Annotated in this window: 17 protein-coding genes and 3 tRNA genes; 9 read left to right on the plus strand and 11 right to left on the minus strand. The window is 61.1% G+C overall.

Features of this window, described 5'->3' with window-relative positions:
- Positions 1-45: 45 nt before the first annotated feature.
- Positions 46-855 carry a transposase gene (locus tag ABHR63_RS03150; protein WP_175406054.1) on the minus strand — a complete coding sequence of 270 codons (810 nt, stop codon included), beginning with the start codon at positions 853-855 and terminating at the stop codon, positions 46-48.
- A 403-nt stretch (positions 856-1258) separates the two neighbouring features.
- On the opposite strand from ABHR63_RS03150, the gene ABHR63_RS03155 reads away from it, so the two are divergent.
- The 4 genes from ABHR63_RS03155 to dinD all read left to right on the plus strand — a co-directional run bounded on the left by ABHR63_RS03155 (position 1259) and on the right by dinD (position 5821).
- Positions 1259-1993 carry an iron-sulfur cluster assembly scaffold protein gene (locus tag ABHR63_RS03155; protein WP_006235554.1) on the plus strand — a complete coding sequence of 245 codons (735 nt, stop codon included), beginning with the start codon at positions 1259-1261 and terminating at the stop codon, positions 1991-1993.
- Between the two features lie 18 nt (positions 1994-2011).
- Positions 2012-3016: a GGGtGRT protein gene (locus tag ABHR63_RS03160; protein WP_006235553.1), complete on the plus strand. Its 1005-nt coding sequence runs from the start codon at positions 2012-2014 to the stop codon at positions 3014-3016.
- A gap of 256 nt (positions 3017-3272) precedes the next feature.
- Positions 3273-4799, plus strand: a complete 1527-nt coding sequence (locus ABHR63_RS03165) for an FAD-dependent oxidoreductase (RefSeq protein WP_138112791.1) — start codon at positions 3273-3275, stop codon at positions 4797-4799.
- A 161-nt stretch (positions 4800-4960) separates the two neighbouring features.
- Positions 4961-5821 carry a DNA damage-inducible protein D gene (dinD, locus tag ABHR63_RS03170; RefSeq protein WP_138112793.1) on the plus strand — a complete coding sequence of 287 codons (861 nt, stop codon included), beginning with the start codon at positions 4961-4963 and terminating at the stop codon, positions 5819-5821.
- A 263-nt stretch (positions 5822-6084) separates the two neighbouring features.
- Here the strand turns inward: dinD and ABHR63_RS03175 are convergent.
- The 3 genes from ABHR63_RS03175 to ABHR63_RS03185 form a co-directional block, all read right to left on the minus strand.
- Positions 6085-6160: transfer RNA gene (locus tag ABHR63_RS03175), tRNA-Lys, on the minus strand.
- 43 nt (positions 6161-6203) lie between these two features.
- Positions 6204-6279: transfer RNA gene (locus ABHR63_RS03180), tRNA-Lys, on the minus strand.
- A 22-nt stretch (positions 6280-6301) separates the two neighbouring features.
- Positions 6302-6378: transfer RNA gene (locus ABHR63_RS03185), tRNA-His, on the minus strand.
- Between the two features lie 166 nt (positions 6379-6544).
- Between ABHR63_RS03185 and ABHR63_RS03190 the strand changes: the two genes are divergently transcribed.
- Both ABHR63_RS03190 and ABHR63_RS03195 read left to right on the plus strand, forming a co-directional pair.
- Positions 6545-7726 carry a pyridoxal phosphate-dependent aminotransferase gene (locus tag ABHR63_RS03190; RefSeq protein WP_346964840.1) on the plus strand — a complete coding sequence of 394 codons (1182 nt, stop codon included), beginning with the start codon at positions 6545-6547 and terminating at the stop codon, positions 7724-7726.
- 141 nt (positions 7727-7867) lie between these two features.
- Positions 7868-8758, plus strand: a complete 891-nt coding sequence (locus ABHR63_RS03195; protein ID WP_195234499.1) for an ROK family protein — start codon at positions 7868-7870, stop codon at positions 8756-8758.
- 114 nt (positions 8759-8872) lie between these two features.
- Here ABHR63_RS03195 and ABHR63_RS03200 read toward each other — a convergent pair whose 3' ends face one another.
- The 4 genes from ABHR63_RS03200 to argS form a co-directional block, all read right to left on the minus strand.
- A complete protein-coding gene (locus ABHR63_RS03200) occupies positions 8873-9322 on the minus strand; it encodes a VanZ family protein (RefSeq protein ID WP_148332258.1) in 450 nt (149 codons plus the stop codon).
- A 7-nt stretch (positions 9323-9329) separates the two neighbouring features.
- The gene (locus ABHR63_RS03205; protein ID WP_346964839.1) at positions 9330-10730 is read right to left on the minus strand and encodes a hypothetical protein; all 1401 of its coding nucleotides are present in this window, start codon (positions 10728-10730) and stop codon (positions 9330-9332) included.
- A 313-nt stretch (positions 10731-11043) separates the two neighbouring features.
- A complete protein-coding gene (rho, locus tag ABHR63_RS03210) occupies positions 11044-13626 on the minus strand; it encodes a transcription termination factor Rho (protein ID WP_346964838.1) in 2583 nt (860 codons plus the stop codon).
- A gap of 786 nt (positions 13627-14412) precedes the next feature.
- A complete protein-coding gene (gene argS, locus ABHR63_RS03215) occupies positions 14413-16266 on the minus strand; it encodes an arginine--tRNA ligase (RefSeq protein ID WP_346964837.1) in 1854 nt (617 codons plus the stop codon).
- Between the two features lie 342 nt (positions 16267-16608).
- On the opposite strand from argS, the gene ABHR63_RS03220 reads away from it, so the two are divergent.
- Positions 16609-17094, plus strand: a complete 486-nt coding sequence (locus tag ABHR63_RS03220) for a CarD family transcriptional regulator (RefSeq protein WP_006235480.1) — start codon at positions 16609-16611, stop codon at positions 17092-17094.
- Between the two features lie 107 nt (positions 17095-17201).
- A complete protein-coding gene (locus ABHR63_RS03225; RefSeq protein WP_346964836.1) occupies positions 17202-17801 on the plus strand; it encodes an HD domain-containing protein in 600 nt (199 codons plus the stop codon).
- Positions 17802-17871: 70 nt separating this feature from the next.
- Here ABHR63_RS03225 and ABHR63_RS03230 read toward each other — a convergent pair whose 3' ends face one another.
- Entirely contained in the window at positions 17872-19158 is a 1287-nt protein-coding gene (locus ABHR63_RS03230) for a glutamate-5-semialdehyde dehydrogenase (RefSeq protein WP_260699416.1), read from the minus strand.
- A gap of 112 nt (positions 19159-19270) precedes the next feature.
- Between ABHR63_RS03230 and ABHR63_RS03235 the strand changes: the two genes are divergently transcribed.
- Positions 19271-20689, plus strand: a complete 1419-nt coding sequence (locus tag ABHR63_RS03235; RefSeq protein ID WP_346964835.1) for an alpha/beta fold hydrolase — start codon at positions 19271-19273, stop codon at positions 20687-20689.
- Between the two features lie 209 nt (positions 20690-20898).
- Here ABHR63_RS03235 and proB read toward each other — a convergent pair whose 3' ends face one another.
- Together proB and ABHR63_RS03245 are read right to left on the minus strand one after the other, a co-directional pair.
- Entirely contained in the window at positions 20899-22026 is a 1128-nt protein-coding gene (gene proB / locus ABHR63_RS03240; RefSeq protein ID WP_035137237.1) for a glutamate 5-kinase, read from the minus strand.
- Positions 22027-22105: 79 nt separating this feature from the next.
- Complete coding sequence (locus tag ABHR63_RS03245; RefSeq protein WP_035137238.1) at positions 22106-23611, minus strand: nicotinate phosphoribosyltransferase; 1506 nt, start codon at positions 23609-23611, stop codon at positions 22106-22108.
- Between the last annotated feature and the right edge of the window lie 35 nt (positions 23612-23646).

A 23646-nucleotide genomic window follows, 5' to 3' on the forward strand; every position in this document is an offset into this window, starting at 1 on the left:
ATTTTTGTTGGCCGAATCGCTTGACAAGAGTGGTTCGGCCATTTTCTATTCCGAGAGCTCAGTCTGTGCCTTCACCCGCGCATAAGCGCGCACGATACGAGAGACGGTACTTTTGCCAATCCCGGTATACCGCTCAATCTGGCGCACCGTAAAACCGGCATCGTGCAATCCAAAAATAACGGTATCGCGCTGCGCAGGCGGTGCGTCTTTAACCCCATGGAGCGGAGCCCCGAGGCTCTTCGCCAACTTGTCGGCAAAGGCGTGGCGTTCCCACTCTGTCTCTTTCATATCGCGCAGCGCCGGTTCGCCGCCGTCGGGCGTCGAAAGCGAATAGGCAATAAAGCCCTCGGCAGAACCAAAAAGCTCAAGCACGCAAGAAGGATCAGAAAATCCCCTCGCGACATCGGCCGCGTCACCGTCGTAAGCGCACAAATGCTCCGGAAAGCTGCTCCAGGGATAACGCTCAATGAGACTGATGCCCGCCTCCTGCGGATCGGCGTGAACGGAGCGAATAGCCTCCATCACTTGCCAGTCGGTATCGAGCGAGCGCCGGTCAAAACGGTTCTGGAACAGATGCCCTGTGCGCCCCGTGCGTTTATTGAACCGCCGCGCGTACGCCAAAAGCAGCCGGTGCATCGCCGCGCTCATCGCGTCCTCGTAATCTGCAAGCACCAGACGCACGTGATTGCCCATAAGGCACCAGGCGATAACCGTCACGCCCGCCTTGCGGCAGCACTCACGCATCAGCTCCAAGAACTCCCACCGGTCTTCATCGCCCTCAAAGATGAGCTGCTTGCCCGTACCGCGGGCACAGACATGGTAAAAGCCGGTAACCGTTCTCCAAACGCGCTGCATGGCGCTCCCTTCGCCGGGATCTGCTTGCCATCCAATACAGCACGATTGAAGCGTGCCATCAAAACATTCACGCAAAACAATTCGCTCGCGCGGCCAAAGGCAGTAAACAGGCGGCGAACGGCACCGTTGCAACAGGTCAACCCCTGCAACGCTTACAAAAGCTGACCAAAAGCTTGCCCAAGACGGACCCCCTCTACGGAAGTGCACGACCACAGAATATAGAGTTAAACCGTTTCAATTGAAAGTTCCGCGCATCTCGCTACGAAAACTGAGCCGTTCGCCGAATATTCCGTGCATTTCGCGGTATTATAGGGGCTGCATGTCATGTCCCTTTCGAAGGGTCGCCCGGCAATCGCCAGCCACGGCCCCCAGACGGGACGCCAACACGATAGAGAGGAGAGGCATGCAGTACTCACAGGAAGTGGAGAACATGTGCCCCGTTGCCAAGGGTGCATACCACGGCCCCGCACCCATCCCCGAGGAGGGCAAGTGGGTCCAGGCTAAGGAGATTTCCGACATCTCCGGTCTTACGCACGGTGTGGGTTGGTGCGCACCTCAGCAGGGCGCCTGCAAGCTCACGCTGAACGTCAAGGACGGCATCATCGAGGAGGCCCTCGTTGAGACCATCGGCTGCTCGGGTATGACCCACTCTGCCGCCATGGCTTCCGAGATCCTTCCCGGTAAGACCATCCTCGAGGCCCTCAACACCGACCTCGTCTGCGACGCCATCAACGTTGCTATGCGCGAGATCTTCCTGCAGATCGTTTACGGCCGCAGCCAGACCGCGTTCTCCGAGGGCGGCCTGCCCGTGGGCGCCTCCCTCGACGACCTCGGCAAGGGCCTTCGCTCTCAGGTCGGCACCATGTTCGGCACCAAGGCCAAGGGCGCTCGTTACCTCGAGCTCGCTCAGGGCTACGTCACCCGCATGGCTCTCAACGACAAGAACGAGATCATCGCATTCGAGTTCCTGAACCTCGGCAAGTTCACCGACGCCGTCAAGGCCGGCAAGACCCCCGAGGAGGCCATCGCTGGCGCTATGGGCCACTATGGTCAGTGGGAGAACGCTGCCAAGTACATCGACCCGCGCACCGACGAGGAGACTCACTCCGTCGCCAGCGTGTTCCCGGTTCACGAGTAGAAAGGGAGGGAAATAACTATGACTGTTACGTTCGAAGGTTACGAGCGCCGCGCTGACAAGATCAACAAGTGCCTCGCCGACAACGGCATCGCCTCCCTCGAGGAAGCTCTGCAGATCTGCACCGACAAGGGCTTCAACCCGCGTGAGATCGTCAACAACACCCAGTCCATCGCCTTCCAGAACGCCGAGTGGGCCTACACCCTCGGTTGCGCTCTCGCTGTCAAGCGTGGCGCCAAGTCCGCTTCTGAGGCTGCCGCCATCATCGGCGAGGGCATCCAGGCCTTCACCGTTCCCGGCTCCGTCGCCGAGGACCGCAAGGTCGGTCTGGGCCACGGCAACCTGGGCGCTATGCTGCTCTCCGACGACACCGAGTGCTTCGCCTTCCTGGCCGGTCACGAGTCCTTCGCTGCCGCTGAGGGTGCTATCGGCCTGGCTCTAAACGCCAACAAGGCTCGCAAGAAGCCGCTGCGCGTCATCCTCAACGGTCTGGGCAAGGACGCTGCTCAGATCATCGCCCGCATCAACGGCTTCACCTACGTGAAGACCCAGTTCGACTACTTCACGGGCGAGCTCAAGGTCGTCGAGACCATCCCCTACTCCGATGGTCCCCGCGCCGCCGTCAACTGCTACGGCGCCGACGACGTCCGCGAGGGCGTTGCCATCATGTGGCACGAGAACGTCGACATCTCGATCACCGGTAACTCCACCAACCCCACGCGCTTCCAGCACCCCGTCGCTGGCACCTACAAGAAGGAGCGCCTCGAGGCTGGCAAGAAGTACTTCTCCGTCGCTTCTGGTGGCGGCACTGGTCGTACCCTGCACCCGGACAACATGGGCGCCGGCCCTGCCTCTTACGGCATGACCGACACCATGGGCCGTATGCACTCCGACGCCCAGTTCGCCGGTTCTTCCTCCGTGCCTGCGCACGTTGACATGATGGGTCTCATCGGCATGGGCAACAACCCCATGGTCGGTGCCACCGTCGCCTGCGCTGTCGCCGTCGAGGAGGCCCTCAAGGCCTAATCGCGCCCGCGCGATGCTCATATAGTTGAGCTTTGGAGCCGCTACCCACCCAGGTAGCGGCTCTTTTTGTTTGCGCTGTCGCAGGGTAGCTAATGCCGATATATCAGTTGGGGCGAAATACAAGATGTGATGAGATGGAGCGTCAGAGCGTCCATGACGCCCACCTGCCATATTTGCCCTTTACCGATTTGCCGAGTCTTTGCGGCCCCATTGCCGATCACCCGTGCGACAATGCGCCGGACGAGAAAGGAATCCGATGGAATCGACTGATGTACTGGTAATTGGATCTGGCATTGCGGGCCTTTGCGCCGCCATCGAAGCGGCACGCACGGGTGCAACCGTCACTGTGGCAAGCGCCGGCAAGACTATGAGTGGATCGAGCTTCTTCCCCGGAACCTGGGGCCTAGGGCTTATCGGACCCGTTAACGAAGACGACGAGCAGGACCTCATCGACACCATCCTGGCCGTCGGCGGCGGCGTTGCCGACCCCGAACTCGTCCAAGCGTTCGTCCACGGCATTCCCCAAGCGATTGACTGGCTCGAGCAAGACCTGGGCGTTGAGCTCCAGCGTCCGCAAAGCGCCAAGAGTGCTCAACAAAAGCAATTTATCCCCTGCTTTGACCACAAGACGCGCATGTGGCGCGGCCTCACCCGCAAGCCCCTTGAGGACGCTCTGACGACCTGGATCGAGTCGCTCGGCATTCGCCTGCTCCCCCGCCATGAGCTTATCGACCTTGTTGAGGACACGAACGGCAGAATAACCGGAACCGTACTCTACGACCTTACCGAAAATCGAATCGTGCCCTTTGCTGCCGAGGCCACGGTCATCGCAGCCGGTGGCACAGGCGGCCTGTTCGAGCGCAGCCTTACGTCGGCTGATGTGCTCAGTTCCTCGCAGGCCATCGCGCTGGCGCACGGCGCAACACTTACTAATATAGAGTTCATGCAGATGATGCCCGGCTTCATCGAGCCCAGGCGTAACTTGGTCTTCAATGAGAAAACCTGGCGCTACGTGCACGTAGACCAGCCGGTAGATATTGCCGACGACAAGCTGGACGACCTGCTCGAGCAGCGCTCTGGATATGGTCCCTTCACGTCACGCTTGGCCTCCCGCGCTATCGATCTCGTCATCGATCAGGCAGGTGTCGAAGGCCTGGCACTCCACTACGACTTCCCCCGCGAGGATGTCCCAGAGTTTGTGCAGACCTTTGCCACCTGGCTGCAAGACGAGCACGGCATCGCGCCGACCGACGAGATGCGCGTTGCGATGTATGCCCACGCCGCTAACGGCGGCATCAAGATCGATAAGACCGCGCACACGGGCGTTGAGGGCCTCTACGCTTGCGGCGAGGCGACAGGCGGCATGCACGGCGCCGACCGCATTGGTGGCTTGTCAAGCGCCAACGGCATCGTATTCGGACGTATCGCGGGCGCATCGGCAGCCCTTGCAGCGCAGAAAGAGCCTGAGGCGGCCCTGAAGGCGGATATCACCCTCCCCCAGTACGGCATTGCCGCAACAGATGCCGAACGCCTGACACACAGCCTTAGGCACACGATGAGCACCTTTTGCATGATCAACAGGACCGAAACAGGCCTATCCGAGGCCCTGCAACAGCTTGAAAGCCTGCAAGACGAAGCCACGGCTCTAAATAAGCCACATGCCAACGACAGCGAAATCGCTGCCCTCGCCCGCCTGCAATCGCAGATTCAACTAGCACAGGAAATGGTCAAAGCCATGCGCAAGCGGACCGAAAGCCTGGGTTCGCACTATCGAGCGGACTAAGCCGAGCACCCCTCCAGAGCAGAACACAACTTCTCGATATTAATGGGTCCCGTGAACTCAAAGCGACACAGGGCCCATTCGTGTCCGCGCGGGCAAATATACTCATTCTGAATACGGAGTCGACATAGTCCACGTAGACAAACGAACAGAAAGGAAGAGATATGGACAGCAGGGATATCGAGAAATGGCGTGTCGAACTTGACAGCTACGCCCATGTAGAAGACGGCGTTGAGTATTGGCTCGCACGCGATTTAATGGAACCCCTCGGATACACCCAATGGCGTAATTTTGAGACTGCAGTTAAGAGATCCATGGCATCGTGTGACACCAATAAAATGCCTGTTGCCGCCCATTTTGCTGAGGCCAGCAAAATGGTAGATGCCGGCATCGCCAAACGAGCCGTAAAAGACTACAAGCTGACGCGCTACGCATGCTATTTAATCGCCCAAAACGGAGACCCAAACAAGCCCGAAATCGCACTCGCACAGGCGTACTTCGCCGTGCAGACACGCCGTCAGGAGCTCATAGAGCAGCGCTTCGCAGAGATTCAGCGCTTGCAGGCGTGCCACTCGCTATCCGATTCAGAGAAACAGCTCTCGGGCATTGCGTTCAAACGAGGCGTGGACTCCAAAGGATTCGCGATCATCAAGTCGAAGGGCGATGAGGCGTTATTCGGCGGCAGAAGCACGGCGGACATGAAGCGGCAGCTTGGTGTGTCCAAGAGTGCTGCATTGGCGGACAAGCTAGCCGATGTTCTCATCAAAGCAAAGGACCTCACGAACTCGATGACGGCCTTCAACGCCGAGGAACACGACTTGTACGGTCTGGACCAGATCAAACAAGAACACGTCGAGAACAACACGAGCGTGCGTGGCAGCCTCATCGACCGCGGAATTGTTCCCGAGAACCTACCGCCTGCCGAGGATACAAAAAAGCTCGAGCGTCGCGTGAAGGCAGACGAGAAGAAACTCAAGGAGGGTACTGACGGTTTCACCGATCCCCAGGGTAGACTCAATCTGTGAAAGCGGCCGCGCCCTTTCGGGTTCGACCCCATGCGAGGTTAACAAAAAAACGACCAGCCTAAGCCAGTCGCTTTAACGATCTTTGGGTGGGCCGTCAGGGGGTCAGCCTGCTGCGCAGGCGGCCGCTGCGGCGCCAAGGCGCCTTGCGCGCTGCGCTGGTAAATGCTTACGCATTTCCTCAGCTCCGCGCCCTTTCGGGTTCGACCCCATGAAAGGTCAACAAAAAAAGACGGCCAACTTTCGTTGACCGTCTTAACTTGCTTTGGTGGGCCGTCAGGGGGTCGAACCCTGGACCTTGGGATTAAGAGTCCCCTGCTCTACCAACTGAGCTAACGACCCAAAGCTAAAGTCCGTTGTGGCGGACTTTAGAGGAGATATCGTGTGGTGGGCCGTCAGGGGGTCGAACCCTGGACCTTGGGATTAAGAGTCCCCTGCTCTACCAACTGAGCTAACGACCCGATATCAACACGAAGCAAGAACTGGGGTGGGTAAAGGGACTCGAACCCTCGACCTACGGGACCACAACCCGTCGCTCTAGCCAACTGAGCTACACCCACCGTGTCCTGTGCGCTTCGCACTCGACTATTATTGCAAGGAACGCCACGCGATGCAAGCCCCAATTTTCAAGAATTTTGAAAAGAGTTTTTCGAGACCATTTCGAGCAAATCCCACCGGTTTCATAGGAGTAAACTTGCCCCACTGCAAATGCTCGAAAGGACCGGCATGAAAGAACTCTCCAACCGCACGGCAACGTTTACCGATTCGGTCATCCGCCGCATGACACGCATCTCCAATAAGTACGATGCCGTCAATCTCTCGCAGGGCTTCCCCGACTTCGATCCTCCGGCGCAGCTGCTCGATAGCCTGAGCACCATCGCCACCGACCCCAAGCCGCTTTACCACCAGTACTCCATCACCTGGGGCTCCCAGGCCATGCGTGAGGCGCTTGCCGCCAAGCAGGAGCATTTTATGGGCATGCCGGTGAACCCCAACGAGAATATCGTAGTCACCTGCGGCTCCACCGAGGCCATGATGGCCGCCATGATGACGGTCACGAACCCTGGCGACAAGGTCGTCATTTTCTCGCCGTTCTACGAGAACTACGGCGCTGACACCATTCTCTCGGGGGCCGAGCCCATCTACGTGCCGCTCAACCCGCCCACATTCGACTTTGATCGCGAGGTCCTCGAGGCGGCCTTCCGCGACAACGACCCCAAGGCCATCGTCCTGTGCAACCCATCCAACCCCTGCGGCAAGGTCTTTACGCGCGAGGAGCTCACTTTTATCGCCGACCTCTGCAAAAAGTACGACGCCTACTGCATCACCGACGAGGTATACGAGCACATCGTCTACGCACCCCACGAGCACGTCTATATGGCCACGCTGCCCGGCATGTTTGAGCGCACTATCAGCTGCAGCTCGCTGTCCAAGACCTACTCCATCACCGGCTGGCGTCTGGGCTACACTATCGCCCCTGCCGAAATCACCGAGCGCATCAAAAAGGTCCACGACTTCCTCACCGTGGGCGCCGCCGCTCCCCTGCAGGAAGCCGTCGTCACCGCCCTCAATTTCGACGACAGCTATTACGATGAGGTCCTCGACCTCTATACCGCCAAACGCGACCTGTTCTGCCAAGGGCTCGATAGTATCGGACTTAAGCACAACGTACCGCAGGGCGCCTACTACGTCATGATGGACATCTCTGAGTTTGGCTATGACAGCGACCTCGAGTTCTGCGAGGACCTGGCCTCAAAGGTGGGCGTGGGCGCAGTGCCCGGCTCGAGCTTCTTCCGCGAGCCCGTCAACCATCTGATTCGTTTCCACTTTGCCAAGCGAGACGAGACGCTTAACGCGGCACTGGAGAACCTCAAGTCTCTACGTGATAAAATCAAGCCGCGCGGGTAAGGACGGCCCGGCAGCTAAAGTAGCCAAAGAAGCCTCGCACCGCCCGCCGCGTTGCGAGGCTTCTTTTTATAACGCTTTCTTAAATAGTTTAGAGCCCTATACTCTAGTCACGGAGCAACTCGTCCCAGAGAGAGGAATACTATGGCAGATCAGCAGCTTATCGGAGCGCTCGAGGCCGGCGGCACCAAGATGGTCTGCGCCACGGGCTATGCAGACGGTACGGTCCTGGAGCGTGAGCAGATCGCGACCACGACCCCGCAGGAGACCGTTGAGGCCGTCAATGCATGGTTTGCCGACAAGGGCATCACCGCGCTGGGCATCGGCGCCTTTGGCCCCACCGCAGTCAACCCCGCGTCGCCCCAATACGGCAAGATCCTGGAGACGCCCAAAACGGCATGGCGCTACTTTGATCTGCTGGGCACCATCCAAAACGAGCTCAATATTCCCTGTGGCTACGACACCGACGTCAACGTTGCCTGCTTGGGCGAGGTCACCTTTGGTTGCGCCAAGGGCCTCACTGACGTTGTGTATCTGACCATCGGCACCGGCGTGGGCGCCGGCGTGCTCTCGGGCGGCCAGCTCGTGCACGGCATGATGCATCCCGAGGCCGGCCACATCCTGGTCACGCGCGACCCGCGCGACACCATCGGCGAGCATAGCGCCTGCCCCTTCCATGACAACTGCCTCGAGGGCCTCATCGCCGGCCCTGGCGTTAAAAAGCGCTGGGATGGCAAGAGCGCCGGAGACATGGCCGATGACCCGGAGGCCATGGACCTGCTCGCAGGCTATCTGGCACAGGCGCTCATGACCTACACGCTGTGCTACGCACCGCAAAAGATCATCATCGGCGGCGGCGTGGCCGACCACACCCCCATCGTGCCGCTCGCACGCAAAAAGTGCGCCGAGATGCTCAACGGCTATATCGTCACGCCCGAGGTCAACGACATCGATTCCTATATTGTCAACAACAGCCTCGAGGGCAAGCAGGGCATCATGGGCTGCCTGGCCCTGGGCGCACAGGCGCTTCAGTAGCAGACGCACCCACAGGGCGTGGCGCGCTCGGCAAATCCAACCTACGGAACGACGCCACCACGCCTCATATAACCCCTCAAATAAAAAAGGCCGCCTAGGACCAAACAATACGTCCTAGGCGGCTTTTTTGGCGCACATCAGCCACCGTAAGAGATATCGAAGCACAACGCCCGTTGCCGCTCCACAGCAGTCGATCATCACATCGGTGATCATGCCGGCGCGTCCCGGCACAAAGAGCTGAATCGTCTCGTCGATCGAGGGAATCAGCAGCAGGAACACCGCCGTGGGCAGCAGCACGTCAAAGGTGCGCCGGCCCTCAAAATCAAAGGCGTGCGTTGCCAGGATGCCGAGCACCATATACTCGGTAAAATGCGCGCACTTGCGAACAACAAAGTTGGTCACCCATTCATATGGAAGTCCCACGCCGTGCAGGAAACCGCGGATAGCTTCCATGACCGTTAGGCTCAGCGAGCCCGACCCCGAGCCGGGAACCAGCGAATTGCCCCAGATCAAGAGCGCCATCAGGCAGGTAACAACCGCCCATTTTCGATTGATCTTAACCATGCAGAAGTTATGCCTCCGCGCGGAGCGGCGCGAAGCTGGCGGTACCGCCCTCGATAACGCTCAGATAGGCACGGCCCGTACGCTTGGCGGTAGAGGACTGCAGGCGCTCGATCTCTTCCTCGAGGATCTGATTGACGCGCTCGTGACGACGGTTTTCCATAATGCCGGCGGCAATAGCCTCGGCCCGCTCGATGCTCTCGCGCGAGATACGGGCGGTATCCTCGGGGAACACAGCGCTGTGACGGCCGACATAGGCGGGGGCAGCAGGCTGAGGGGCAGCGACGGGAGCGGGCGCTGCAACAGGAGCGGGCTCGTCAATCTCATCCAGAATCGCGGTGGCGGCGGCCCACATGTCCTCGTGGCCCGAGTAATCGGCCATGGGAACATCAACCTCGAGCGAGGCGTCCGGAAGGTCGCCGGTGTCGATGCGATCTTGGGCATCAATCGATGCGGTGATGGCTGCAGGCTCATCGAGGTCATCGAGATCGATGTCCGCGGCACCGGAGATGATAGGCATGCTGGCGAGGTTTGCATTGTACGGCACAGCCTCAGCCGCCTGCTGCTGGGCAGGAGCGCCCCACAATGAGCTTTCGGCGGCACGGCGGGCGGCAACGGCCTCCTCGTCCGCAGTCATGGCTTCATCAACGTACGAATTGTCGGCAGAAGCGTTCGCGTCCGCCGAGGTAGCGTTGTAGGCGTTATTGGCTGCCGCGTTGGCAACGAGTGCCACGAAAGCCGCCGTGCTGCCCGCAGGGGCGGCCTGGGAACCAGACACGGCGCGTGCCGCGGCGGCGATGTCGTCGCGATTGAAGGAGCCGGTCTGCCCGCCGTTGGTGAGCTCGTCGATGGCGACTTGATAGACGTCGCGCGAGTGTGCAGGGTCGCAGCTCACCGGCGAATCGTCGTCGAGCATGCTGTCGATCATAGACCAAGCCTCGTCTTCGTCCATAGCATCTGCGGCTCGAGCGATGGTAGGGACACCATCATCGGCATGACGGCGCTGGAACGCACCAGTCAGGCCGGAAAGGAATGCCGAGGTAGACTGCTCCGCCTGAGCCTGAGAAGCAGAAGCCGCAGCGTAAGGAGTCGCATCCTGCTGCTGAGCTGGAATCGAGGCGGTCTTGAACTCGCTTTGATGCTGATTGAGATTGGCGGCACCGCCCATGGCATCGGGCTGGAACAGACGCTCTTCACGTTGCGCACGATACTCGGAGATACCCAGCGAGGCGGCATAGATACCCACGCCCGCCACCGCGCCCACGGCGAAGGGAACCGCACCCGCCACGACCGTCTCGTTCACAGACGAAAACGGCAGCGTCGCGGCATACATAACCACGGGAGCGGCAAGGCCGATCCCGCACGAAAGTCCGGCAAGGACTGCTCGTTGTGTTGCATCAGAAGAAGCCATGAGCTCTCCCCATCTTCCAGCACCCAAATCGCATCATTCAGTTGGCTGCGCGAGAGAAGATGAAGCGGGGCTATGCCCCAAAGCAACGGTATATGGTTCGTTTCATCTGCGTTTTCCGTCGCGAAGCTTAAAAGCTATTATGCGAAACCGCCCCGTCGATTGCAAGCGACGATGTCGGATTGAAACGGGAAACCTGCTGCTCGTCGGTCTTATGGTTAAAAATAAGCGCGGAGCGGCGATATGGAAAAGGGCCGAGGCTCAAAGCCCCGACCCTTTATCGCATTGATGGCTATCGCTGCGTGTGGATGACAACCTAGAACGTCTGCTCGTAGTCGCTGTGCTTTTTGGCCGAACACACCAGGAACTCCTGGTTGGTGTTGGTGCCCTTAAGACCCTTGATAAACGATGCGGCTGCGCGCTCGGTGTTGTTCATGCCGGCAAGAATGCGACGCAGACCAAAGACAAACGGACGCATCTGCTCGTCGACCAACAGGTCCTCGTTACGCGTACCGGAGGCAACGGGGTCGATAGCCGGGAAGATGCGGCGGTCGGCCAGTTCGCGGTCGAGCTTAAGCTCCATGTTGCCGGTGCCCTTGAACTCCTCAAAGATGACCTCGTCCATCTTGGAACCAGTGTCGATGAGGGCAGAGGCCAGGATGGTAAGCGAACCACCGTTCTCGATATTACGGGCTGCGCCCAGGAAGCGCTTGGGCGGATACAGGGCCGCCGAATCGACGCCGCCCGAAAGGATGCGGCCTGAGGCGGGCGCCGCCAAGTTGTAGGCGCGGGCAAGACGCGTGATGGAGTCGAGCACCACCACGACATCGCCACCCAGCTCCACGATGCGCTTGGCGCGCTCGATAACGAGCTCTGCCACGCGAGTGTGGTTGTCGGCGGGCATATCGAAGGTCGACGCCACAACCTCGCCCTTGATGGAACGCTGCATATCGGTGACCTCTTCGGGGCGCTCGTCGACGAGCAGGCAGATGAGGTGCACCTCGGGGTTGTTAATCGAGATAGACTGGCAGATCTTCTTGAGGATCGTGGTCTTGCCGGCCTTGGGCGGGGACACGATCAGGCCACGCTGACCCTTGCCGATCGGCGACACGATGTCGATGGCGCGACCGGTAATGGAGTCCTTGCCGTGCTCCATGCGCAGCGGCTCGTTGGGATAGACCGGGGTGAGGTCGCCGAACTTGGGGCGGTTGCGAATCTGCTCGGGGTCCAGACCGTTGACGGTCGTGATTTTGGCGAGGCCGGCGCGCTTGTCGCCGCCGCGCGAAGGACGCAGCGAGCCCTCGATGACGTCGCCCGTGCGCAGGCGCGCGGAGCGAATGAGGTAGGCAGGGACGAAGGCGTCGTCGTTGGACTTCATGTAACCGTGGGCGTGGATGATGCCGGAACTGTCCGGGCGAATCTGCAGGATACCCTTGATATCACGGAAGCCCTCGGCCTTTGCGGCAGTGGTGTAGATCTCCTCGACAAGCTCGGCTTTCTTCTTGCCGGTCGTCTCGATCTCGAACTCCTTGGCCTTCTCGCGCAGCTCGGCGACCTTCATGGCAGCGAGTTCCTCGCGCGAAAGCGTGGGTTCGGTGGGGGCGGCATTACGCTCCTTGTTGCGCTGCTTGCGATCGCGCTGGCGGTTGCGACGGTCGTTGTTGCGGTCGTCCTTGCGCTCGTTGCGGTCATTACGCTCGTCGTTGCGCTTGTGCTGACGGCGGTTGGGGCGAGCGCTCTCTTCGGTCTCGACGGGGGCGGTGCCATCGGTTGCGGAGGCGTCTTCGTTAGCCGAAGCATCATCGCTGGCCTCGGCATTGGAATCGCCCTGCGGCTCGGCCTCGGCATGCTGCTCGACGGCCTTGGCCTTAGCGGACTTCTTGCGACCGCGCTTGGGCTTCTCGGACGCAGACTGTTCGACGTCTTGGGGCTCGGCGGCATCAGTCGATGCATCGGCGGTCGTCTCGGCGGAAACCTCGGACGCACCCTTCTTGGCAGCCTTGGCCTTGGACGTGCGCTTAGCAGCAGTACGATGGCTGCGACCAGGACGGACGTCGGCGGGCTCGACATCGGCAGAAACGGCCTCGGAAGTCGTAGCATCCTGGACGGGCGCGTCGGCAGCGGTTGCAGGCTCGGCGGTCGCCGCAGCATCCCGAGCGGCGGCGGCTGCGGCTGCGGCCTTCTCGGCCTCGACGAAAGCCTTGGGCTTGCGACCGCGACGGTGCGGGCGCAAAGCCGGATCGACAACGGGAACTTCGCTGGCCTCGACAGGCGCAGCGGGCTCAACAGGCGATGTGCCCTCCCCTGCCGCGGAACGGACCGAAGCCTCAGCGAGCTCGGGGGTTACCTGATCGGCAACCTGCTCGGCCTTAGCAGCCGTGCGACGGCGTGTGCGCGGTACCGGCTTCTCGGTTGGCTGGTCGGCGACAGGGGTCTCGGTGGCGGCAGGCGTCTCGGGCACAAACGGAGCTGCAAGCTCGGTCAGAGCCGCGGCCTCACGCTCGGCAGCACGACGGCGGGCGCGCACCACCTGAGCCTCGCTAATCTGCGCCAACGCACGTGCCTGCGCGACCTCATCGGAAATCGGCGCCGAGGAGTCAGCTGCAGCGGTACGCTTGGCGCGCGTCGTGCGCGTGGTACGGCGCTTGGGCTTGGTGACCTCCTCGCCGTCATCGGCAGGCTTGGCCGCGCGGCGCGTACGCTTGGGCTTTGCCGGAGCAGCCTCCTCACCAGTTGCAGACACGGCCTTCTCAGCCGCTACAGGCGTAGGCGTCGAAGCAGCCTTAGGCGTCTCAGGAGCCGAGGCTTGCGCGGGCGCCGCGACCTGGTCCGACGCAACCGGTGCAGCGGGAGCGGCTTGCGTCGTCGTTATTTCGTTTTCTTGCTGTTGATCAGACACAGTGTTTGCTCAACTTTCTTTTCAAGCCCTGTGATCACATGCTCCCTGCATAAACCTTCAGGGCGGCTAAACAGTCTAGCTCCGTCAAATACCGACGGACATCATTGATCTGTATCGAGATATTTGCGTCATATACGCAGCTTTAGTGTAACACAACCGCCGCCACCTGCAACTTAGTCATTGGACGTTCTTAAACGCCCAGTCATCAGGGACACTCCTCCTCAAAAGCGCCTTGAAATGTCGCGCCAGAGGAGTGAAGCCGTGGCACCTGGAATAGCCGCGCCACGAATCGCGCCCATCTGCTACGTTTGCCCCGAGCCCCTGACCATACCCTTGTTTTTTCAAAAAAACGAGTCTGCTACCTGCGGTTTTAATATCGTACTTTTCGGCATGGTTCGGGATATGCGTCCAAACGTAGGAGATGAGCCCAATTCGTGACGGACGGTATCCCGCCACCCCTCTTCGAGACAAAAATGATCCGTTTTCCTCCGTCCCCAAGGGACAATTTTCAAAACTACGCCGGATTACGGGGCCAGGATGCTGCAAGCCAACCATACCCTGCATTATCAAGAAACAATAAGCCATCTACCTGCGGGTTTAATTTCACTATTGGCACCATGGTCGCCAGTTGGCGATTCAGCCCCGTAAACCGGTATAGTTGCAATTTGATAGCATTTCCCAGCAAACCAAATAGTCTCACCAAACGCAAAAAACCCGACCTCCGCATGGAGATCGGGCTTATAGGGCTCAGCAAAGCCGAACCTACACGGTCAAATGATCCGTAGCTTACATCTGCTCGGGCGCGGAAACGCCAACGAGGGTGAGCACCAGGGCGAGCGTCACGCGAACGGCGTCGCAAGCGGCCAGACGGGCGCGCGAAAGCTCGGGGTCGACGGGACGGCCCTCGCTCGGCAGAACCTGGCAGGCAGCGTAGAAGCTGTGGAAGTCGCCGGCGAGTTCCTCAGCAAAGTGCGTCAGACGGAACGGGGCGCGGTCGCGAGCGCAGCTGGCGATGAGGTCGGTGAGCTCGTTGAGCTTACGCGAAAGGGCGAGCTCGGTCGGGTCGGTCAGCAGCGAGTAATCGACGTTCTCACCGATGGCCTTGGCGGCGACGGCCTTCATGCCCATCTCGTCAGCCTGCTCGGGCGTAACGTCGGCGGCACGGCGCAGGATGGAGCACACGCGGGCGTGAGCATACTGCACGTAATAGACCGGGTTGGAGTTATCGCGCTTCTTAACGGCCTCAATATCGAAGTCGACCATCTGGTTGGAGCTCTTGGAGATGAGCGTGTAGCGAGCGGCATCGGAGCCGACCTCGTCGACAAGCTCCTGCAGGGTCACCATGGTGCCCTTGCGCTTGGACATACGGACGGGCTTGCCGTTACGCAGCAGGTTGACGAGCTGGCCCAGCAGAACCTCAAACTTGCCGGGATAGCCAAGAGCGTCGCAGACGCAGCGGACGCGCTCGATGTAGCCGTGGTGGTCGGCGCCCCAGATGTCGATGACGTGGTCGACGCGCTGGAACTTATCCCAGTGATAGGCGACGTCGGAGGCGAAGTAGGTGTACTCGCCGTCGGACTTGATCAGAACGCGGTCCTTGTCATCGCCCAGGTCGGTGGAGCGGAACCACAGGGCGCCGTCCTTGGTGTAGAGATAGCCCATCTTGTCGAGCTTCTCAAAAGCGCGGTCGACGGCGGAGGTGCCGGCGGTCTCGCCCTCGGTGTCCTTCACATACAGCGAGCGCTCGGAGAACCAACGATCGAAGTCGCAGTTAACGGCATGGCAAAGGTCGCGCATGTTGTCGACCATCTTTACATAGCCGCGCTCGCGGAAGCTCTCCATGCGCTCCTGCGGATCGGCGTTGACCCACTTATCGCCGTCGGTGCGCCAGAACTCGGCGGCCTCGTCGATGATGTAGTCGCCGCCGTAGGAGTCCTTGCCCAGAGTCTCGGCAAAGTTGTCCTGATACGGATGGGTCTCGGGGTGCTCATCGTTCTCGTCGGCAACAAAGGCGTCGCGGTCGGCGATCAGCAGCTTGTGAGCCTCGTCGATATCCACGCCCTGCTTGGCGATGATGTCGGCAAGCTGCATATAGCGCGTGCTGATGGAGTTGCCGAAGGTGTTCATCTGAGAGCCGTGGTCGTTGATGTAGAACTCGCGCTGAATGTCGTAACCGGCGTGATCCATAACACGGCAAAGGGAGTCGCCCAGAGCGGCCCAGCGGCCATGGCCGATGTGCATGGGGCCGACGGGGTTGGCGGAGACGAACTCGACCTGGGTCTTCAGGCCGCCACCGACGTTGGACTTAGCGAAGTCCATGCCCTTCTCGCGGGCCTCGCCAAAGATGGCGTTCTTGACGGCAACGGAGAGGTAGAAGTTGATGAAGCCGGGGCCTGCGATCTCGACCTTCTCGATTGCGGGGTCCTCGGGCATATGGGCAACGACGGCCTCGGCGATCTTGCGCGGGGCGCAGTGAGCCAGCTTGGCGGACTTCAGGGCCATGGTGGAGGTCCACTCGCCATGAGAAGTGTCAGCCGGTCGCTCGATAGCGCAATCGTCAAGTTCAAATGCGGAAAGGTCGCCGGCCTCCTGGGCCGCAGCAAGCGCAGCGCGTACCAGCTCTTCAATCTTCTCGGGCATAGATCCTCCTTGTGTTAAAGCCCCCGAGCTCTTGGTCACTCGTAGGGCAAAAGCCAGAGTTTGTAGCACTCTATCACAAGCAGTAACTACTGTCGCAGGGTAAAGCTAATAGATATTGCATATGCACAAAAATGACTACCGCTCTTGCGCGGCGGTACAAAGTTGGCGGTTTGCCTGCTGTTTATACACGTTCCAGAAATGCATAAACGTATGAATAAGCCGTTCTATTTATCGAATACTCTTACCTATCGGAGTTGTGTGCTTTTCCTGCATAAAGTGATGGTTTGCGCACGTCAGAGTGGTATTCTTAACATACGTAAATTCGTATAAGTTGGAGGTAGCATGTTCTCAATCGGTCAACACGTCATTCATCCGGGTCAGGGAGTCTGCACCGTCGTCGGTTTTAGGGACGACACACCTCAGCCCATGTTGCTGCTCGAGACCAAGCAGGGACATGCGCAGACGATTCTCATGTACCCCGTGGCGCAGGCCGACCGTCTGCATGCCGCTATCTCCCAGCAAGATGCCGAGCACCTGCTGAGCCACTACGACGAGCTGGAGTGCGACACCTTTACCGAGCGCAATAGCTCGCTCGAGGAGACGCACTTTAAGCAGCAGCTCAAGCTGGGCGCGCCCGAGACGGTTCGCGTGGCAAAAACCATGATGCACCGTATTCGCCAGGCCGAGGAAGCAGATAAAAAGCCCAGCTCTTATTACATGCGCGTACTCAAGGAAGCCAAGCGCCGCTCCATCGAGGAGTTCGCCGTGGCCCTGGGCGTCACCGAAGAGGCCGCCGAAGCCCGTCTAGCCCAAGCCGCCCTCAACTAACCTGCCCACGCCAAAACCACCACAAAGGGGACAGGCACCTTTGTGGTGGTTTTCTTGTTCTAGTAGTATTCATTCTTATCGATACCCACGAGCACAAGGAGTCTCTTATGGCAGAGCCGCTTACCGCCGGAATCACCCGCGACCGCGCGTTCGAACTGCTCAACGAGCACAACAAGGACCCGTTCCATATCACCCATGGCGAGACAGTCGAGGGAACTATGCGCTACTTTGCGCGCGAGTTCGACCCCGAGAACGAGGAGTTTTGGGGCATCGTCGGTCTGCTGCACGACCTGGATTGGGAGGAGCATGAGGACGATCCCGTGAACCACACCATCTATGCTGCAGAGATTCTTGAGGGCGAAGGTGCGTCTCCCGAGCTCATTCACGCCATCCAGACGCACACGTCGGACTTCAACACCTCGCTGCCCAAACCCGAGCTGCAGATGGAAAAGATCCTGTTTGCCTGCGATGAGCTCACCGGCCTGATCGGCGCTGCAGTCATCATGCGCCCGAGCAAGAGCGTTATGGACTTTACGACCAAGTCGCTCAAGAAGAAGTTCAAGGACAAGCGCTTTGCCGCCGGCTGCTCGCGCGACGTGATTTCGCAGGGCGCCGAGATGTTGGGCTGGGAGCTCCCCGAGCTCTTTGACCGCACCATCGCGGCCATGCAGTCCTTCGCCCCCGACCGCGATACCTTCCAGGCCTAACCGCCCACGCCACCTAAAACCGCCACAAAGGGGACAGGCACCTTTGTGGCGGTTTTCGTTTACGAGGGGTTTAGGGGCGGACCTGGCCGGTGCCGCGGAGCTTGTATTTGTAGGTGGTGAGGGCCTCGGCGGCAAAGGGGCCACGGGCGTGGAGCTTTTGGGTCGAGATGCCGATCTCGGCGCCCAGGCCAAACTCGCCGCCGTCTGTGAAGCGCGTGCTGGCGTTGGCGTACACGGCCGAGGCATCGACCGCATCCAGGAAGCGCTCGCAAGCATCCGTGTCCTCGGCAACGATGGCCTCGGAGTGCATCGTGCCGTAGCGGTTGATGTGTGCGATGGCCTCGTCCTCGCTCGCCACGACCTTCACGCTCATCTCGAGCGCCAGATACTCGCGACCCCAGTCCTCCTCAGTCGCGGCAACGTAGTCATCACCCTCGGCAAGCCCGGCATCGGCGCATGCGGCGCAGGTTGCCTCGTCGCCGTGAATGAGCACGCCGTGGTCATGCAGCACGGTCACGACCGCGGGCAAAAACGCATCGGCCACAGCACGGTCGACCAGCAGCGACTCGGCGGCATTGCACACGCCTACGCGCTGGGTCTTGGCATTAACGATAATGTTGAGCGCCTTATCAAAGTCGGCGGATTCATGCACGTAGATGTGGCAGTTGCCCGTGCCCGTCTCGATCACCGGCACAAGCGACTCGCGCACGCAGCGCTGGATCAGGCCTGCACCTCCGCGCGGAATGAGTACGTCGACAATACCGCGGAGCTTCATGAGCTCGCCGGTGGCCTCGCGGTCGGTGGACTCGATCATCGAGACGGCCTCGCGCGGGAAGCCCTTGGCCTCGAGCGCATCGGCCAGCAGCTCGGCGATCATGGCACACGAGTGATAGGCCAGCGAGCCGCCGCGCAGAATGCAGGCGTTGCCGGTGCGGATGCAGATGCCCGCGGCGTCGGCCGTCACATTGGGGCGCGCCTCGTAGACCATGGCAACCAGACCCAACGGCACGCTCACGCGGGTCAGGTCCACACCGCTCGCAAGCACGCGGTGGTCGAGCACGCGGCCGACGGGATCGGGCAGCTCGGCGAGCTTCTCCAAACCGGCGGCCATGCCCTCGACGCGCTCAGGCGTCAGCAGCAGGCGATCGAGGAGCCCCGCCGAGGTACCCGCATCGCGCGCGGCGGACATATCGAGCTCGTTAGCGGCAACGATGGAGTCGACACCGTTGCGCAGTGCTGCGGCCATGGCGCGCACGGCCTCCTGACGCTGCTCATCGCTCGCCGTGGCAAGCGAGGCCGACGCTGCCTTGGCGGCAACGGCAAGATCGTGGACATACGTGGCTATATCGACCGACATGGGCGGCCCTTTCTCCTAGAAGTTTGCAACCATGGTAGCCGATTTGCGCATGGCCTCGCCCGCGGCGGTAGAATTGGTCAACCCGAAACACCGCAACGAACGGAAGACTCACATGGCCCTCATCACTTCGTACCACGCCCCCGGCCTTTACGTCGAGGACCACAGCATCGACGTCCCCCTTGACTGGCGCGGCCTGGAGCCGATGCTCCTGGCCGTCGGCAGCACCATGCGCCGCGGCGCCATGCCGGCACCAATCGCCGGCGCGCCCGAGAGCATCAAGCTCTTCTACCGCGTGGTTTGCGCGCCCGACCGCATCAACGACGATCTGCCGCTGCTCCTGTTTTTGCAGGGCGGCCCCGGCGGCGAGAGCCCGCGTCCGCTGTCGCCCACAAGCGACGGCTGGATCGAGGAGGCCGTCAAGCACTTCCGCGTGGTCCTTCCCGACCAGCGCGGCACCGGACGCAGTTGCTGCGTGGACGGGCGCACGATTGCCGCACTGGGCGAGCGCGCGACGGCGGCCGGCTCCGATGCCGCACGCTCGCAGGCTGACTTCCTCAAGCGCCACCTCGCCAGCTCCATCGTGCGCGATTTTGAGTACCTGCGCCTGGTGGGCTTTGGCGGCAAGCCCTGGGTCACACTCGGGCAGAGCTACGGCGGCTTTTTGACGTTGAGCTATCTGTCGCTCTTCCCCGAAGGCGTGGCGGCGAGCTTTACCTGCGGCGGCATTCCACATGTGCCAGCGAGCGCAAGCGAGGTCTACGCGCACACCTTCCCGCGCATGGCGGCCAAGACTCAGCAGTATTACGACCGCTACCCCGCCGACGTCGAGCGCGTGGCGGCACTGGCCGATGCGCTCGAGGCCCAGAAGCCCGTGCTGCCCGACGGCTCACCGATGACGGTCGAGCGCCTACAGCTCATGGGCAGCGACTTTGGTATGAAGCCGAGCTTTGAGCGCATGCATTGGATTGTCGATCACGCTTTTGCCGACGGCGACGGCACGCTGGCCTGCGGCGCCTCGGTATCTGACAGCTTTTTGATGCGCGCCTTCGAGCGCACCAACACGCGTACAAACCCGCTGTACTGGACACTGCAGGAGTTCATCTACGCCGACGGCGACACTATGCCCATTGGTTGGGCCGCGGCCGAAGAGAAGGCACACCGCGCCGAGTTCGACACCCTCGCGCGCCCGCTCATGTTTACCGGCGAGGCAATGTTCCCGTGGATGTTCGAGCAGATGCCCGAGCTCAAGCCCTTCAAACCCGCCATGGACCTGCTGATGGAAGACACCAGCTGGGACAAGATCTACGACCCGCAGCGACTGGCGTGCAACGAGGTGCCGCTCCAGGCCGCGGTGTATTTCGACGACATGTACGTCGATTCGGGCTTGCAGCTCGATACGCTCAGCCGCGTGGGCAACTCGCATGCCTGGGTGACTAACGAGTTCGAGCACGATGGCCTGCACGGCAGCGTGGTGTTCAAGCACCTCTTCAACGAAGCCCTCAACCGAGGAGACCTGCGCCAGATCTTCTAGCAAAGGAGTGTCCCCACCTGCCGGCACAAAAGGAACGTCCCCAAGTGCCGAACAAGTGCCGGCAACGACAATGCCGCAGGTAGAGAACGGAAAGCGAAAACGCCCCTAAGCGAGCAAGGTGACGTGAAAGAGGAGGGCATTGACCTTTTGGTCATGCCCGACGATTGAACGTCAGATTGCCGCTTAGGGGCGTTTGCAGCGTCAATTGGTTATGCGAAGACGATTAAATTATCCCTGTGTATCGCCGGCTTCTCGGCCAGGTTAGCGAGCAGGCGGTTGCTGGCGATCTGGTCCTGGCGGCGACCGGCAGCAAGTTCCAGCACGTCCGAATCGGCCTCGGCGATACCGCGGGCGACGACCATACCGCTCGGATCGCACACATCGAGCACATCGCCCTCGGCAAACTGGCCATCGACCTCGCGAATACCCACCGCAAGCAAGGAAGAGCCACGGCTAACCAGCGCCTTCGCAGCACCATCATCAACCGTCACCGACCCATGTGCCTTGTCGCCCAGCGCGATCCACAGCTTGCGGGGCGCGATGTCCAGACGCTCCGCCGGCGGATCGAACAGCGTGCCCACGCTCTCGCCGCGGGCGAGGCGCACGAGCGCATCGGGCTCCTCGCCCGAGCAAATCACGCTCTGAATGCCCGCCGTCATCAGGATGCGACTCGCGCGGATCTTGGTAATCATGCCGCCCGTGCCCACCGATGTGGAAGAATCGCCCGCCGAGGCAATAATCTTGGCATCGATCTTATGCACGACAGGAACAAACTCGGCCGTGGGGTCCTCATGCGGATTGGCAGTATAGAGACCATCGATGTCCGAGAGCGTCACGCACAGATCGGCAGATACCAGGCAGCTCACGAGCGCCGCCAGTGTGTCGTTGTCGCCAAACTTGATCTCGTCGACGGTAACGGTGTCGTTCTCGTTGACGACCGGCACCACGCCCAGCTCCACCAGACGCAGCAGGGCGTCGCGCGCGTGCAGGTAGGACGTGCGACGCGCCGTGTCGTGACGCGTGAGCAGCACGAGCGAGGTGAGCAGGTCGCGCGCATGGAACTCCTCGTCGTAGGCCGACGAGATGATGCACTGACCAGCCGAGGCGCAGGCCTGCAGGCTCGGAAGGTCGCCGACCGGCTTGCGGTCGAAGCCCAACACGGGATAGCCACAGGCAATAGCGCCCGAGCTCACCACGACCAGACGCCAGCCGAGCTTGCGCAGCGCTGCGGCTTGATCGGCAAGTCCGCCGATAAAGGCGCGGTTGACCTTGCCATCGGCGCCCACCACCGTGGACGAACCGATCTTTACCACCATCGTTTTATAAGAAGTCGTCATACGTCAAACCAATCAACTGTTCAGCGAACGGCCGAGCTGGCGGCCAAGGGAGCGTGACTCGCCCCTACCGCCCAAGGAATCATTTTGCCCAGGGGAAAGCCGAGGCCGCGGCCATATTCTTGCGCACGAGCTCGTCGCGCACCTGGGCCAGGCCCTGTTCCATACCCACCACGTAGGTCTGCGGATACAGGAAGCGCTTGAAAGCCGCATCCAGATGATCGAGCGCCCAAACACAGCGCTCGCGCGCGTCCTGGATGCTCTCACGCGGAGCCACCGCACTGCCGTCGCGCACGATCGGCACCAACAGCTCACGATACTCAAGTTCGGACACGTCGGTCACCAGGGCGGCATCATTCACGGCCACGAGGGTATTGCCGCGCGCGGCGCCCTCCCCCGCCAGATGGTCCTCGTCGTAGATCATGTCGCAGACCGGGCCGCCAAAGCCGTCGTAATAACGGCGCACGCGCTGTACGCCCGGGATCGTGCGCTTATAGGGCTGCTCGGAGAGCTTGACCACCGGCGTCCACGGGTCGGCCTCGCTCGCACGGCGGGCGGAAAGCTTGTACACGCCGCCCAGCGCCGGCTGGTCGTAGCAGGTCGCGAGCTTGGTACCCACGCCAAAGCTATCGATGGGCGCGCCCTGGTCGAGCAGCGACTGAATCGTGTACTCGTCCAGGTCGTTGGACACCGAGATACCCACATAGGGCAGGCCCTCGGCATCAAAACGGCCGCGAACATACTTGGAGAGCTTGGCAAGGTCGCCGGAGTCGATGCGAATAGCCGACAGGCGCTCGCCCACCGCCTCCATCTCCTTGGCAACCGTAATGGCATGCTCGCAGCCCTCGCGCACGTCATAGGTGTCGATGAGCAGCGTGCAGTTCTTGGGGCTCGACTTGGCAAAGGCGCGGAAGGCCTCGAGCTCGGAATCGAAGCTCATCACCCAGCTGTGCGCATGCGTGCCAAAGACGGGAATACCGTAGCGGCGGCCGGCGAGCACATTGGACGTAGAGGAGCAGCCGGCAACGTAGCTCGCGCGCGCAACAGCTAGGCCGCCATCGGGGCCCTGGGCACGGCGCAGGCCAAACTCCGCCACGGGGCGACCGTCAGCGGCGAGCACCACGCGCGCCGTCTTGGTGGCGACAAGCGTCTGGAACCCGACGATGTTGAGCAGCGCCGTCTCGAGCAGCTGGCACTCCAGCGCGGGGCCGGTGACGCGCACCATGGGCTCGCGCGGAAAGACGAGCTCGCCCTCGGGCACGGCGTCGATGTTTACATGCGCACGAAAATCGCGCAGATAGTCGAGGAATGCGGACTTAAACATCGCGCCGCCGGCCGGGGCCTCAAGCGATGCGAGGTAGTCGATATCCTCGGGCGTAAAGCGCAGGTTCTCGACCAGCTCGGGCAGCTCGGCGGTGCCGCACATGACGGCATAGGCGCTGCCAAAGGGATGGTCGCGGTAAAACGCGGTAAAACAACCCTGCTCATTGGCCTTGCCGCTCTCCCACAGGCCCTGGGCCATAGTGAGCTCGTACAGATCGGTGAGCATTGCAATGTCGGTGGGATGCGAGATGTCGGTCAAAGCCATGGGGCGACCTTTCGGATGTGTGGTACAGAATTTGA

It is taken from the genome of Collinsella aerofaciens (genome assembly GCF_039752775.1).
GTDB lineage: Bacteria > Actinomycetota > Coriobacteriia > Coriobacteriales > Coriobacteriaceae > Collinsella > Collinsella aerofaciens_R.

What these genes read in the sequence shown, in the direction of transcription:
- ABHR63_RS03150 (WP_175406054.1), bottom strand. Translation starts at nt 855, where the DNA reads ATGCAGCGCGTTTGGAGAACGGTTACCGGCTTTTACCATGTCTGTGCC.
- ABHR63_RS03155 (WP_006235554.1), top strand. Translation starts at nt 1,259, where the DNA reads ATGCAGTACTCACAGGAAGTGGAGAACATGTGCCCCGTTGCCAAGGGT.
- ABHR63_RS03160 (WP_006235553.1), top strand. Translation starts at nt 2,012, where the DNA reads ATGACTGTTACGTTCGAAGGTTACGAGCGCCGCGCTGACAAGATCAAC.
- ABHR63_RS03165 (WP_138112791.1), top strand. Translation starts at nt 3,273, where the DNA reads ATGGAATCGACTGATGTACTGGTAATTGGATCTGGCATTGCGGGCCTT.
- dinD (WP_138112793.1), top strand. Translation starts at nt 4,961, where the DNA reads ATGGACAGCAGGGATATCGAGAAATGGCGTGTCGAACTTGACAGCTAC.
- ABHR63_RS03190 (WP_346964840.1), top strand. Translation starts at nt 6,545, where the DNA reads ATGAAAGAACTCTCCAACCGCACGGCAACGTTTACCGATTCGGTCATC.
- ABHR63_RS03195 (WP_195234499.1), top strand. Translation starts at nt 7,868, where the DNA reads ATGGCAGATCAGCAGCTTATCGGAGCGCTCGAGGCCGGCGGCACCAAG.
- ABHR63_RS03200 (WP_148332258.1), bottom strand. Translation starts at nt 9,322, where the DNA reads ATGGTTAAGATCAATCGAAAATGGGCGGTTGTTACCTGCCTGATGGCG.
- ABHR63_RS03205 (WP_346964839.1), bottom strand. Translation starts at nt 10,730, where the DNA reads ATGGCTTCTTCTGATGCAACACAACGAGCAGTCCTTGCCGGACTTTCG.
- argS (WP_346964837.1), bottom strand. Translation starts at nt 16,266, where the DNA reads ATGCCCGAGAAGATTGAAGAGCTGGTACGCGCTGCGCTTGCTGCGGCC.
- ABHR63_RS03220 (WP_006235480.1), top strand. Translation starts at nt 16,609, where the DNA reads ATGTTCTCAATCGGTCAACACGTCATTCATCCGGGTCAGGGAGTCTGC.
- ABHR63_RS03225 (WP_346964836.1), top strand. Translation starts at nt 17,202, where the DNA reads ATGGCAGAGCCGCTTACCGCCGGAATCACCCGCGACCGCGCGTTCGAA.
- ABHR63_RS03230 (WP_260699416.1), bottom strand. Translation starts at nt 19,158, where the DNA reads ATGTCGGTCGATATAGCCACGTATGTCCACGATCTTGCCGTTGCCGCC.
- ABHR63_RS03235 (WP_346964835.1), top strand. Translation starts at nt 19,271, where the DNA reads ATGGCCCTCATCACTTCGTACCACGCCCCCGGCCTTTACGTCGAGGAC.
- proB (WP_035137237.1), bottom strand. Translation starts at nt 22,026, where the DNA reads ATGACGACTTCTTATAAAACGATGGTGGTAAAGATCGGTTCGTCCACG.
- ABHR63_RS03245 (WP_035137238.1), bottom strand. Translation starts at nt 23,611, where the DNA reads ATGGCTTTGACCGACATCTCGCATCCCACCGACATTGCAATGCTCACC.